The 13,206-nt window shown below is 54.0% G+C and carries 11 protein-coding genes; 5 read left to right on the forward strand and 6 right to left on the reverse strand.

The window, feature by feature from the left end; translation table 11 throughout:
• Nucleotides 1-28 precede the first annotated feature (28 nt).
• Nucleotides 29-1,165: an LPS O-antigen length regulator Wzz(fepE) gene (gene wzz(fepE), locus A3466_RS19290; protein WP_063451950.1), complete on the reverse strand. Its 1,137-nt coding sequence runs from the start codon at nucleotides 1,163-1,165 to the stop codon at nucleotides 29-31.
• A gap of 544 nt (nucleotides 1,166-1,709) precedes the next feature.
• On the opposite strand from wzz(fepE), the gene A3466_RS19295 reads away from it, so the two are divergent.
• From A3466_RS19295 to A3466_RS19310, 4 genes are read left to right on the forward strand one after another with little or no spacing between them, the layout of a single operon-like run.
• The gene (locus tag A3466_RS19295) at nucleotides 1,710-2,600 is read left to right on the forward strand and encodes a carbohydrate ABC transporter permease (protein ID WP_063451951.1); all 891 of its coding nucleotides are present in this window, start codon (nucleotides 1,710-1,712) and stop codon (nucleotides 2,598-2,600) included.
• Entirely contained in the window at nucleotides 2,593-3,495 is a 903-nt protein-coding gene (locus A3466_RS19300) for a carbohydrate ABC transporter permease (protein WP_063451952.1), read from the forward strand. The genes A3466_RS19295 and A3466_RS19300 overlap by 8 nt, the downstream gene beginning before the upstream one ends.
• A 12-nt stretch (nucleotides 3,496-3,507) precedes the next feature.
• Nucleotides 3,508-4,635 carry an ABC transporter ATP-binding protein gene (locus A3466_RS19305; RefSeq protein ID WP_063451953.1) on the forward strand — a complete coding sequence of 376 codons (1,128 nt, stop codon included), beginning with the start codon at nucleotides 3,508-3,510 and terminating at the stop codon, nucleotides 4,633-4,635.
• A gap of 13 nt (nucleotides 4,636-4,648) precedes the next feature.
• The gene (locus A3466_RS19310) at nucleotides 4,649-5,935 is read left to right on the forward strand and encodes an ABC transporter substrate-binding protein (RefSeq protein ID WP_063451954.1); all 1,287 of its coding nucleotides are present in this window, start codon (nucleotides 4,649-4,651) and stop codon (nucleotides 5,933-5,935) included.
• 71 nt (nucleotides 5,936-6,006) lie between these two features.
• On the opposite strand, the gene araE is transcribed toward A3466_RS19310, so the two are convergent.
• The 3 genes from araE to kduI form a co-directional block, all read right to left on the reverse strand.
• A complete protein-coding gene (gene araE, locus A3466_RS19315; protein WP_063451955.1) occupies nucleotides 6,007-7,422 on the reverse strand; it encodes an arabinose-proton symporter AraE in 1,416 nt (471 codons plus the stop codon).
• Nucleotides 7,423-7,733: 311 nt separating this feature from the next.
• A complete protein-coding gene (gene kduD, locus A3466_RS19320) occupies nucleotides 7,734-8,495 on the reverse strand; it encodes a 2-dehydro-3-deoxy-D-gluconate 5-dehydrogenase KduD (RefSeq protein WP_063451956.1) in 762 nt (253 codons plus the stop codon).
• Between the two features lie 63 nt (nucleotides 8,496-8,558).
• Entirely contained in the window at nucleotides 8,559-9,395 is an 837-nt protein-coding gene (gene kduI, locus A3466_RS19325; RefSeq protein WP_063451957.1) for a 5-dehydro-4-deoxy-D-glucuronate isomerase, read from the reverse strand.
• Between the two features lie 300 nt (nucleotides 9,396-9,695).
• Between kduI and A3466_RS19330 the strand changes: the two genes are divergently transcribed.
• Nucleotides 9,696-10,871, forward strand: coding sequence for an oligogalacturonate lyase family protein (locus tag A3466_RS19330; protein WP_063451958.1), 1,176 nt, complete (start codon nucleotides 9,696-9,698; stop codon nucleotides 10,869-10,871).
• 137 nt (nucleotides 10,872-11,008) lie between these two features.
• Here A3466_RS19330 and A3466_RS19335 read toward each other — a convergent pair whose 3' ends face one another.
• Both A3466_RS19335 and A3466_RS19340 read right to left on the reverse strand, forming a co-directional pair.
• Complete coding sequence (locus tag A3466_RS19335) at nucleotides 11,009-11,692, reverse strand: oligogalacturonate-specific porin KdgM family protein (RefSeq protein ID WP_063451959.1); 684 nt, start codon at nucleotides 11,690-11,692, stop codon at nucleotides 11,009-11,011.
• 318 nt (nucleotides 11,693-12,010) lie between these two features.
• The gene (locus A3466_RS19340) at nucleotides 12,011-13,189 is read right to left on the reverse strand and encodes an acetyl-CoA C-acetyltransferase (RefSeq protein WP_063451960.1); all 1,179 of its coding nucleotides are present in this window, start codon (nucleotides 13,187-13,189) and stop codon (nucleotides 12,011-12,013) included.
• Between the last annotated feature and the right edge of the window lie 17 nt (nucleotides 13,190-13,206).

A 13,206-nucleotide genomic window follows, 5' to 3' on the forward strand; every position in this document is an offset into this window, starting at 1 on the left:
GGCGCTCATTTGAGCGCCTTTTTTGATGTTACTCCGTCACCGGCTCAGGAAGCTGTTCCGGCAGCGGGTTGCGGGAGCTCATCGCCTCGCGCAGCAGCACGCCGCCACAGGCAAGCAGTCCGCCCAGAATAGACGCCAGCAGCACGATCAGGGCTTTGCCCGGACCATCTTTTTTCACCGGCACAGAAGGAGAAAGCTGGTATTTGAATGGCTCCAGGCTCACATCTTCGAACGAGAGTTTTTGCAGCTGTGCCAGATAGTATTCGCGGTTCTGGAAATCGGCGTTCAGCTCAGAAACGTCCTTCAGATTTTTTTCAATCAGCAACTTCTGCGCAATCCCGTCCGCACCGAGCGCAACGGAGTAATCCGGATCGTCTTTCACTGCCTGTCCATTGCTGTAGACCGGCTTTTTGATCCCTGCCGCGTTCGCCACTTCCAGCGAGTAGTTGAGGCGTTGCAGGTTGGTATTGTGGATATTGGTCAGACGAACCCGATCCAGCTCTAGCTGCTGTTGAACCGTTTTGGTTCTCAGGATCAGCTGATCGCGGATGTTTTGCATGGTCTCCTGCTCGACGATGCGGGAGATGTACTGAATATACCCGTTCAGCACTTTCTGCGCGTCCTCTGCCGTTGGGGCCGTGAAGCTTAACGTCCAGGAAAGGTACGGTGCTTTATCGGCATTCTTTTCCTGGGTGTTATCAATGGCCTTCATCTTTTCGGCAATATTGACCACCGCGCGATGCAGCTCCAGCGGGTCAACCTCGGCGCCATCGAGCTGAGCCATCACGTAAGGCGAGCTCTTCATGTACTCTTCAAGCAGGGACTGGGACTGAAACTTTTTGATAAACAGATTAAACACATCCGCACGGGTGATTTTCACATCCACATCAAGCACCTGTAGCGCCACCATCATCTGGCGCAGCGAGCTCCACTGCGTCTGTTCCGCTGGCGTAATGACCGCTTTACTGGTCCATTTTTGCGGTATCAGGAAGGCGATTGCCAGGCCGACCAGTGCAAATGCGAACACAATGGTGACGATGCGTTTTTTTGCTGCCAGCAGGACGTCCAGCAGACCCAGAAGATCTATTTCTTTAGTGCTGACCGCCGGGGGAGCATATTGAGGAAAGTTGAGATCCGTATGTTGTTTGAAATCCATCGCTGACATAACTGTTCTTCTTTTAGGGATGCAGTGAAATTCTGCCTGACTGGTTCCGGTATAACAAATCATACAAGAATGTAAGAATTATCTGAATGCCGAATTGATACATCTGTAGACCTGCTATCAGATCTGGTAGTTAGCCACGCTGCGTGACTATTGTTATTCCCGCTCCCGATTTTGCTTCATATCTCCTCGTCAGTCTCTGGGGCGATCGTCCGTAAAAAGTCAAAAATGCCACCTCCCTCACTATATTGAAACAGCGTTTCGACGCCGATCACATTTCCACCATTAAGCGCATGACGCAGAAATAAATCGCAATAATATAAAATAAAACGATGTTTTAGTATCCAAGAACGCCGGTTCAGCTCTTTTAAAACCCAAAGCGTTCCCAGCAACAATGAAAACTAAAAAACGTTAAAAAACAATCTACTGTTTTGCCACCACCAGACATTGCATCCTGAATTTCATCTCTCATGCCGCGCAGTGCGGGCGTGGGAAAATGTAACAAAGCAGATTCCGCATTAAACCATTGATTGCCAGGTAGGTATGTATGAATGAAAACAAGCTGCTGGGGCTCGCATGGATATCACCCTACATCATCGGGTTGATACTCTTTACGGCATTCCCCTTCGTCTCGTCGTTTTTCCTCAGCTTTACGGATTACGATTTGATGAGCCCGCCGGTGTTTAACGGCATCGAAAACTATCGCTATATGTTTACCGAAGACACGCTCTTCTGGAAATCCATGGGCGTGACCTTTGCCTACGTATTTCTGACTATCCCGTTGAAGCTCGCCTTTGCTTTAGGGATTGCCTTTGTTCTGAACTTTAAATTACGCGGCATCGGATTTTTCCGGACGGCCTACTATATTCCGTCGATCCTCGGCAGTTCCGTCGCCATTGCCGTCTTGTGGCGCGCCTTATTTGCGATCGATGGCCTGCTTAACAGCTTTATCGGCGTACTGGGTTTTGACCCGGTGAACTGGCTGGGAGAACCGTCGCTGGCGCTGATGTCCGTTACCCTGCTGCGCGTCTGGCAGTTCGGTTCCGCGATGGTCATCTTCCTGGCCGCGCTGCAAAACGTACCGCAGTCCCAGTACGAAGCGGCGATGATCGACGGCGCGTCTAAATGGCAAATGTTCATGAAAGTGACCGTGCCGCTGATTACGCCGGTGATCTTCTTCAACTTCATCATGCAGACCACGCAGGCGTTCCAGGAATTTACCGGGCCGTACGTGATCACCGGCGGCGGGCCGACCTACTCCACCTACCTGTTCTCGCTCTACATCTACGACACCGCGTTCAAGTACTTCGATATGGGCTACGGAGCGGCGCTGGCGTGGGTGCTATTCCTGGTGGTGGCCGTCTTCGCCGGTATCGCCTTTAAGTCGTCGAAATACTGGGTGTTCTACTCCGCCGATAAAGGGGGCAAAAATGGCTGATATTCAACAACTTTCCACGGCAAGAAGCGTTGCGGAGCGCGAAGTGGCCCGCACGCTGCGCAGAGAGAAAATCAACGCCATGGTTCGCTACGCGATCCTGCTGTTTGTCGGCCTGCTGATGCTTTACCCGCTGGTATGGATGTTCTCAGCGTCGTTCAAACCGAACCACGAGATCTTCACCACCCTGAGCCTGTGGCCCGCCCACGCCACCTGGGATGGCTTCGTCAACGGATGGAAAACCGGCACCGAGTACACCTTCGGCCATTACATGCTGAACACCTTTAAGTACGTAATTCCGAAGGTGATCCTGACCATTATCTCCTCCACCATTGTGGCGTACGGCTTTGCCCGCTTCGAAATCCCGTGGAAGAAGTTCTGGTTCGCCACGCTCATCACTACCATGCTGCTGCCCAGCACCGTGCTGCTGATCCCGCAGTACCTGATGTTCCGTGAGATGGGCATGCTGAACAGCTACATGCCGCTGTACCTGCCGCTGGCCTTCGCCACGCAGGGATTCTTTGTTTTCATGCTGATCCAGTTCCTGCGCGGCGTCCCGCGTGACATGGAAGAGGCGGCGCAAATCGACGGCTGTAACTCCATTCAGGTGCTGTGGTACGTGGTGGTGCCGATCCTGAAGCCGGCCATTATCTCCGTCGCCCTGTTCCAGTTTATGTGGTCCATGAACGACTTTATCGGGCCGCTGATTTACGTCTACAGCGTGGATAAATACCCCATCGCACTGGCGCTGAAAATGTCCATCGACGTCACCGAAGGCGCGCCGTGGAACGAAATTCTGGCAATGGCGAGCATCTCCATTCTGCCATCCATCATTGTCTTCTTCCTGGCACAGCGCTACTTCGTACAGGGCGTCACCAGCAGCGGAATTAAAGGTTAAGAGGGAAATACCATGGCTGAAGTCATTTTTAACAAGCTGGAAAAGGTCTACTCCAACGGTTTTAAAGCGGTACACGCTATCGATCTGAAAATCGCCGAAGGGGAATTCATGGTGATCGTCGGGCCATCCGGCTGCGCCAAATCCACTACCCTGCGCATGCTGGCGGGGCTGGAAACCATCAGCGGCGGCGAGGTGCGCATCGGCGACCGGATCGTGAACAACCTCGCGCCGAAGGAGCGCGGTATTGCAATGGTGTTCCAGAACTACGCCCTCTATCCGCACATGACGGTGCGCGAGAATCTGGCCTTTGGCCTCAAGCTGAGCAAGCTGCCGAAAGATCAGATTGAGTCTCAGGTGAATGAAGCCGCCAAAATTCTTGAGCTGGAAGAGCTGCTCGACCGTCTGCCGCGCCAGCTTTCCGGCGGCCAGGCGCAGCGCGTAGCGGTAGGCCGTGCGATTGTGAAAAAGCCGGACGTGTTCCTGTTCGATGAGCCGCTTTCAAACCTCGACGCCAAGCTGCGCGCCTCAATGCGTATTCGTATTTCCGACCTGCACAAGCAGCTGAAGAAGTCCGGAAAACCGGCCACCACCGTTTATGTGACCCACGACCAGACCGAAGCGATGACCATGGGCGACCGCATCTGCGTGATGAAGCTCGGTCACATCATGCAGGTGGATACGCCGGACAACCTCTACCACAAGCCGAAGAACATGTTCGTGGCGGGCTTTATCGGCGCGCCGGAGATGAATATTCGCAGGAGCGTGCTGATCGAAAAAGCGGGCCAGCTGCACATCGCCATCGGCAATGAAACCATGCCGCTGAACGCGGAGAAGCAGGAGAAAGTCGCCGCTTATGCAGGTCAGGAGATTTTTTACGGCGTGCGCCCGGAGTTTGTCTCGCTTTCAGATGCGCCATTCCCGAACGGCGGCTGTAGCGGGGAGATGGTGCGCGTTGAGAATATGGGCCACGAATTCTTTGTGTACCTGAAAGTCGCGGACTACGAACTGACCGCCAGGATCCCGTCCGATGAAGCCAAGCCAATGATTGATAAGGGGCTTCATCGTAAGGTGTATTTCACGTTTGATATGAACAAATGTCATATTTTTGACGCAAAAACTGAACAGAACCTCTCTCTCTGATGGAGTGATAAAAATGAAAAAAGTGCTTTTAAGCGCAGCAATCTCCGCGACCCTGGGCCTGACCGCTTTGCCATCGATGGCGCAGAATGTGGATTTACGGATGTCCTGGTGGGGCGGCAATGGCCGTCACCAGGTTACCCTGAAAGCGCTGGAAGAGTTCCATAAACAGAACCCGGACATCAACGTGAAGGCGGAATACACCGGCTGGGACGGTCACCTCTCCCGTCTGACCACCCAGATTGCGGGCGGCACCGAGCCGGACGTAATGCAGACGAACTGGAACTGGCTGCCGATCTTCTCCAAAACCGGTGACGGCTTCTACGATCTGAACAAGATGAAGGACGTGATCGACTTAAACCAGTTCGATCCCAAAGAGCTGCAAACCACTACCGTGGACGGCAAGCTGAACGGCATTCCAATTTCGGTGACGGCGCGCGTGTTCTACTTCAATGACGAGACCTGGAAAAAAGCGGGTATTGCCTACCCGAAAACCTGGGACGAGCTGATGGCGGCCGGTAAAACCTTCGAGAGCAAGCTCGGCAAGCAGTATTACCCGGTCATCCTGGAGCACCAGGATACGCTGGCGCTGCTGAACTCGTACATGATCCAGAAGTACAACGTTCCTGCGGTGGATGAGAAAACCAAAAAGTTCAGCTACACGAAAGAACAGTGGGTGGAGTTCTTCCAGACCTACAAAAAGCTGATCGACAGCCACGTCATGCCGGACACCAAATACTATGCCTCGTTCGGTAAAAGCAACATGTATGAGATGAAGCCGTGGATCCAGGGTGAATGGGGCGGCACCTACATGTGGAACTCCACTATTAACAAATATTTCGACAACCTGAAGCCGCCGGCAAAACTGGAGCTGGGCAGCTATCCAATGCTGCCGGGTGCCAGCGACGCGGGCCTGTTCTTCAAGCCAGCCCAGATGCTGTCGATCGGTAAATCGACCAAAAACCCGGAAGCAGCGGCGAAGCTGATTAACTTCCTGCTCAACAGCAAAGAGGGGGTCGATACGCTGGGCCTGGAGCGCGGCGTGCCGCTGAGCAAAGTAGCGGTCCAGTATCTGACCGAAGACGGCACCATAAAAGAGGACGATCCTTCCGTGGCGGGCCTGCGTCTGGCGCAGTCGCTGCCGGCGAAGCTTACCGTCTCGCCATACTTTGACGATCCGCAGATTGTGGCGCAGTTCGGTACGTCTTTGCAGTATATCGACTACGGCCAGAAAACCGTGGAAGAGACGGCCGCCGACTTCCAGCGTCAGGCTGAGCGTATTTTGAGACGTGCGATGCGGTAAACACAAAGCCCGGTGGCGCTTCGCTTACCGGGCCAACGATACCGTGTAGGCCGGGTCACCCGGCAATGACATTACACGCCGATATTACGTAGTTTCTCCCCTTTCATGAGCTTGCGTTCAATATGTTCCAGGGTCACGCCTTTGGTTTCCGGGATCAGCCAGAAGGTCACACCGATAAACGCCACGTTCAGTACCGTATAAAGCCAGAAGGTACCTGCCGCGCCAATCGCATCCAGCAGCGTCAGGAAGGTCGCGCCAATGATCATGTTCGACACCCAGTTAGTGGTGGTGGAACAGGTGATCCCAAAGTCGCGGCATTTCAGCGGCTGAATTTCAGAGCACAGGATCCACACCACCGGCGCGGCGCTCATTGCGTAACCCGCGATGCACATCATGGTCATACCCACGGAGAGCCAGGAGAGGCCGCTTGACGCCGTGCCGTTATCAAACTGCATCAGGCAGTAGCCGAGGATCAGGGTGCCGAGCGCCATCACGCTAAAGCCAATTTTCAGCGCCGGTTTGCGTCCGGCTTTATCAACGGTGAACACCGCGATAAAGGTCGCGAACATAAAGGTCAGCCCCACCACCAGCGTGGCGATCATCTGCTGTTCGGTCGTGGTAAAACCGGCCATTTTAAAGATGCGCGGGGCGTAATACATGATGATGTTCATCCCCGTAAACTGCTGCATCGCCTGCAATAGCATGCCGAGGAACACCGCGCGGCGTACGTTGCGGTTAGCCTTAAACAGGGACCAGCCGCCCTGCTTCAGCTTCAGGCTTTCACGGATTTCGTTTATCTCTTCACGCGCTTTTTCAGAGGTGTCGCGCAGCATGCGCAGCACCTCTTCCGCCTCCACGTGGCGCCCTTTTTGCGCCAGCCAGCGCGGGCTGTTCGGCAGGAAAATGACTAACACAATCAGCAGCAACGCAGGCAGCGCCAGCACGCCAAGCATTGCCCGCCAGTTACCGCTATAGCTGAAGTACGTATCCGACAGAAACGCCAGTACGATACCGAGCGTCACCATCAGCTGGTACATGCTGATCATCTTCCCGCGCACGTTTTCGCTCGCCATTTCCGAGAGATAAAGCGGCGCGGTGTAGGAGGCAATACCCACCGCGACGCCCAGCAGCACACGGGACAGCAGCAGCACTTCAACGTTGGTGGCGAACGCCGAGCCAATGGAGCCGGCAACGAACAGGATCGCCCCGACCATCAGGCTGTATTTGCGCCCGAGACGGAACGACAGCCAGCCGTTAAAGAGCGCGCCGATGGCCGCGCCCAGCATCATGCTGCTCACTACCCACTCTTGCAGGCGATTACTCAACGTAAAGTGATCGGTAATAAAGGGCAGCGCGCCGGCGATAACGCCGATATCCAGGCCAAACAATAAACCGGCGACGGCTGCCGCAACAGAAACAAACTGGTTCATGCGTCGGGTATCGCGCAACGCAGCGGGCATAAGGGTAGAGTCATTTATAGATGTCATAGTTTCCTGCCTCAACAGCGAAATTCGTTAAGTGAAATTACGAGATACCGGAAGAAAGTGTCAGGTCGGAACTGGTGAAGATATGGATTTTTTCGCTACGACATACCGATCTGTGATGGACATTACAATTTCAAATCAGAGCGATTTATCCTTATTTTTTATTAATTAGTTAATATCTAAGCAATAAATGTGTGACACCCGTCATCCATTCCTTTTCAGTATGGATTTTTCATCTTTAAGGATATGGATAAAGGCAATTTTGGCGTAAAAAAACCTCCGCCCGAGGGCAGAGGTTCTTTATTCAGGATGAATTAACGTGCCAGCCAGCCGCCGTCGACGGCAACGGTGTAGCCGTTAATGTAATCCGATGCCGGGGACGCCAGGAACACAACCGGCCCCATCAGATCGCTCGGCAGCCCCCAGCGACCCGCAGGAATACGCTCCAGGATTGCCGCGCTGCGCTCTTCATCCGCACGCAACTGCTGGGTATTGTTGGTAGCCATGTAGCCCGGCGCAATCGCGTTGACGTTGATGTTGTGCTGCGCCCACTCGTTTGCAAGCAGACGGGTCACCCCCATCACCGCGCTCTTCGATGCGGTGTAAGACGGCACGCGGATGCCGCCCTGGAAGGAGAGCATCGACGCGATATTGATGATTTTGCCGCCTTTACCCTGCGCGATGAAGTGCTTCGCCGCCGCCTGGGACATAAAGAACACGCTCTTGATGTTCAGGTTCATGACGTCGTCCCAGTCCGTTTCGCTGAAGTTAATCGCGTCTTCACGACGGATCAGGCCCGCGTTGTTAACCAGAATATCGATATGACCAAACTCCGCCACCGCGCGATCCAGCAGCTCAGGGATCCCGTCGATTTTGCGCAGGTCAGCGGTCAGGCTCAGGAAACGACGGCCCAGCGCGGTGACGCGCTCGATGGTTTCCGTTGGCTCAACGATGTTAATCCCGACGATATCACAGCCCGCTTCCGCCAGGCCTAACGCCATACCCTGCCCCAGCCCGGTATCACAACCGGAAACGACAGCCACTTTACCTTGCAGAGAAAATGCATCCAGAATCATGTTTGTTCCTTAATCGTTCAGCGCCTGTCACCAACAGGCAGATTTATGCTTAACTGCCTGCGGCTAGCGCAGATCCTTAACAGCGACGTGGTCCATATCATCGAAGACCTGGTTTTCACCGACCATACCCCAGATGAAGGTATAGGCTTTCGTTCCCACGCCAGAGTGGATAGACCAGCTCGGCGAAATGACCGCCTGCTCGTTATGCATAACGATATGGCGCGTCTCCTGAGGCTGTCCCATCATGTGGAACACGCAGGCATCTTCATCCATGTTGAAATAGAAGTAGACTTCCATGCGACGCTCGTGGGTATGGCACGGCATGGTGTTCCAGAGGTTGCCCGGCGCAAGCTCGGTCAGCCCCATGCTCAACTGGCAGGTTTCCAGCACGTCCGGAACGAAGTATTTGTTGATGGTGCGACGGTTGCTGGTGAGGTTATCGCCAAGGGTCACCGGGGAAACGTCCGCAGGCGTCACTTTTTTGGTTGGGTAGTGGGTGTGTGCCGGGGCGCAGTTGTAGTAGAACTTCGCCGGTTTGCTGGCGTCGACGCTGGCAAAGACCACTTCTTTTGCGCCTTTACCGACGTACAGTGCGTCGCGGTGGCCGATCTCGTAGCACTGACCATCGACGGTAATGGTGCCCGGTCCGCCGATGTTAATCACGCCCAGCTCGCGGCGTTCAAGGAAGTAGCTCACGCCCAGCTGTTTGCCCACTTCACCGCCCACGGAGACGGTGTTCGCCACCGGCATAATCCCGCCCACAATAATGCGGTCAATATGGCTGTAGACCATGGTGTACTTATCGGCTTCGAACACCTGCTCAACTAAAAACTCACCGCGCAGCCCCTGGGTATCCAGCGTTTTTGCGTGCGCGCTGTGGATGCTTTGTCTGACTTCCACATCAACCTCCAGAATGGATCGTGCCCGAAGGCAAAGATAATTAACGAAACAACGTTCCGTTTTCGTGATGAGCACATATTATCCCCTGCCACAGCGGTTTTCAATTGCATTTAAAACATCGTTTCATTTTTTCTGCGGATTTATGCCGGAAATGGTGTTTCGATCACGATAAATCTATAAGGACGGTCTTCTTATCCATGAAACTGATAAATTGCGCTGTCAGTCACACACACTGAAACATTGTTTTGATAATTTAACACCCAGTTTTCAATCCACAATAGGCGTTCAAAGGAGTGCATTATGGCTAAAGGTATGCGGGTCAAGCTGAACTACGAGGTCAGCCGCGATCCGGATACAGGCGTGGAAGTCACCCGCCTGACCCCACCGGAAGTAACCTGTCATCGCAACTACTTTTACCAGAAGTGCTTCTTTAACGATGGCAGCCATCTGCTGTTCGCCGGGGAGTTCGACGGTCACTGGAACTATTACCTGCTGGACCTGAAAAACGCCGAAGCGGTACAGTTAACTGAAGGCGCGGGGGATAACACTTTTGGCGGCTTCCTCTCCCCGGACGATAAATCCTTCTACTATGTGAAGAACGATCGCACCCTGCTGGAGGTGGATTTACAGACGCTGGCAGAGCGCGAAGTGTATCGCGTCCCGGAAGAGTGGGTCGGATACGGTACCTGGGTTGCGAACAGCGACTGCACCAGGCTGGTGGGCATTGAAATTGCAAAACGAGACTGGACCCCGCTCAACGACTGGAAAATTTTCCACGACTTTTTCCACAAAGGACCGCACTGCCGCCTGCTGCGCGTTGATCTGAAAACGGGTGAAAGCACCACCATTCATGACGAGAAGATCTGGCTGGGGCATCCCATTTATCGTCCGTTCGATGACAATACTGTGGCCTTCTGCCATGAAGGACCGCACGACCTGGTTGACGCCCGCATGTGGCTGGTCAACGAAGACGGCAGCAACGTGCGGAAAGTGAAAACCCACGCGGAAGGTGAAAGCTGCACGCATGAATTTTGGGTGCCGGACGGCTCCGCGCTGATCTACGTCTCTTATCTGAAGGGCCAGCAGGGTCGCACCATCTCCCGCTTCAACCCGGACACCGGCATTAATGAAGCGGTTATGAACATGCCCGCCTGCTCGCACCTGATGAGCAATTTTGACGGCACCCTGCTCGTCGGCGACGGTTCCGGCACGCCTGTCGATGTGAAAGACACCGGCGGCTACACCATTGATAACGATCCTTATCTGTATGCCTTTGACGTGGCGAAGAAAGCGTTTTTCCGTATCGCCCGTCACGATACCTCCTGGGCTACGGTGGCGAACAGCCGCCAGGTAACCCACCCGCATCCGTCCTTTACGCCGGACGAAAAAGCGGTGCTGTACAGTTCCGATAAAGACGGCAAACCAGCCCTCTATATCGCGAAACTCCCCGAGCAACCTGAAATGTTGCATGCCTGATTTGAGTAAATGTTTCTGTAACTGGCCTTGCCCTCCGATTCGGAGGGCTTTTTTTTGCGAAGAAGGTGGATTAACAGAGTTGTAGGCCGGGTAAGCGTGAGCGCCACCCGGCGGTTTTTAGCGAAGAAGGTGGATTATCAGAAGGAATACGCCACGCCTGCACGGAAGCGGGTCTGTCGTTCGTCGGTCTCTTTAACCCCCACGTTACCCACCTCAACATACGGCGCCCAGTTTTTATCCCATTTATAGGCCAGCTTGGCGTTATATTCGTTGGAATAATCTTTATTGTTATTTCGGGCCATCCCTTCAGCGCTTTTCGCGTAAACATAATTTAGCTCGGTACGCCAGTCACCTAATACCCAACCGACCCACGCATCGCCACGGTTAACTTTATCATCGTCCTTATTTGAGCTTGACGGGTAGCGGGTATATTCGTAACGGTAACGCGCGGCGACGTAGAAGCCATTATCGAAGCTATATTGTACATGCAGATTCGGTTTATAAATGGTGCGGCTGTCTGTGCTTTCAATCGTAAACGCAGGGGTCAGGGCGATATTGTCCGTCGCTTTCCAGCGCCAGCTAATCTGATCTTCATGACCGTTCCCCACCACGTCGGCAAAAGGCTGATCCGCCTTGTCACCGCCGGATTTCCACTTCGCTTCAACGGAAAAACCGAAGCCATTATCAAAGCGGTGCGAGACGGCAACACGGTCAGCATTCGAGCCGCTGTCGATATATTCGTGACGCAGATCGACGGTCACAGCGTGGGCCGCAAACGTGCTGGTAATAAGAGAGGCAAGGACCAGAGATTTTTTTAACATGAATAAACCCTCAATTAAAATATTGTTTCGTTTTTATGAAACTTGAGTTTATTTTTTATGCACCGCTATTTTAGTGACAAAGATCGAAATTATTTGTTTCATTTTTTTTGGCAAAGATCGACGTGAACCTCATCAACAAAAAAGGCGTATTACACGTAAATTCCAGGAGTGAGATCACACTAAGCACTTCGCAATGCGAATAATTAACCGCGCAATGAATATTGCGGGCTTAAGAAAGAACGCAAATGTATTAAAAAAGGATTCAGCGGGATAAAAAAAACCTCCCGTAGGGAGGCTTGCTGTGTGCAGAGAGGGAAATTACCGTTCAATAGCCAGCGCCACCCCTTGCCCTCCGCCAATGCAGAGGGTTGCAATTCCTTTTCGGGCGTTACGCTTTTTCATTTCGTGAACTAAAGACACCAGAATACGGCAGCCAGAAGCGCCAATGGGATGACCCAGCGCGATTGCCCCACCGTTAACGTTGACCCGTAGCGGATCCCATTCCAGCATTTTCCCGACAGAGATTGCCTGTGCAGCAAAGGCTTCGTTGACTTCAATCAGATCCACGTCGCTCAGCTGCCAGCCCGCCCGCTCCAGACAGCGGCGCGTGGCATAGACCGGAGCAATCCCCATTAACGCCGGATCAACGCCCACGCTGGCAAACGCCTTGATGCGCGCCAGCACCGGTAGCGCCAGCTCCTGGGCTTTGCTTTCACTCATCATCATCACCGCCGCCGCACCGTCGTTGATGGAAGAGGCGTTGCCTGCCGTCACAGAACCCAACGTTTCGAAGGCGGGATCGAGTTTTGCCAGCCCTTCCGCGCTGGCATCGGTGCGCGGCTGCTCGTCGGTATCAACGATGAGCGCTTCGCCGTTCTGGCGCAGGGTGCTGACCGGGACAATTTCATCGCGAAAGCGCCCGGAATCGATCGCCGCGCGCGCTTTTTGCTGCGAGCTTAGGGCATACGCATCCTGAAGCTCGCGGCTGATACCGTATTCCCGCGCCAGGTTCTCCGCCGTCACGCCCATATGGTAATCGTTAAAGGCGTCCCACAGCCCATCGTGAACAAGGCTGTCGAGCAGCTGGCTGTTTCCGAGCTGCGCGCCGGTCCGGCTGTCGGTCAGCACGTGCGGAGCGCGGCTCATGTTCTCCTGCCCGCCGGCAATGACCACGTCCGCTTCACCGCACTGGATGGCCTGCGTCGCAAGATGGAGCGCCTTCAGACCTGATCCACAGACGTCGTTGATGGTGATCGCCGAAACGGTGTTAGGCAGGCCGCCCTTCAGCGCCGCCTGACGCGCAGGGTTTTGTCCCGCGCCCGCGGTCAACACCTGGCCCAGGATCACCTCATCAATTTCATGTGCGGCAATCCCGCTGCGTTCTACCAGCGCTTTTACCACCACGCTGCCAAGATCAACCGCAGAGTGACGCGCAAGCGCTCCCTGAAAACAGCCGATAGCCGTACGTAACGCACCCACTATAACGACATCTTTCATCACGACCTCTGTGCAAA

It is taken from the genome of Enterobacter genomosp. S, from assembly GCF_001631805.1.
Lineage (GTDB): Bacteria > Pseudomonadota > Gammaproteobacteria > Enterobacterales > Enterobacteriaceae > Enterobacter > Enterobacter quasihormaechei.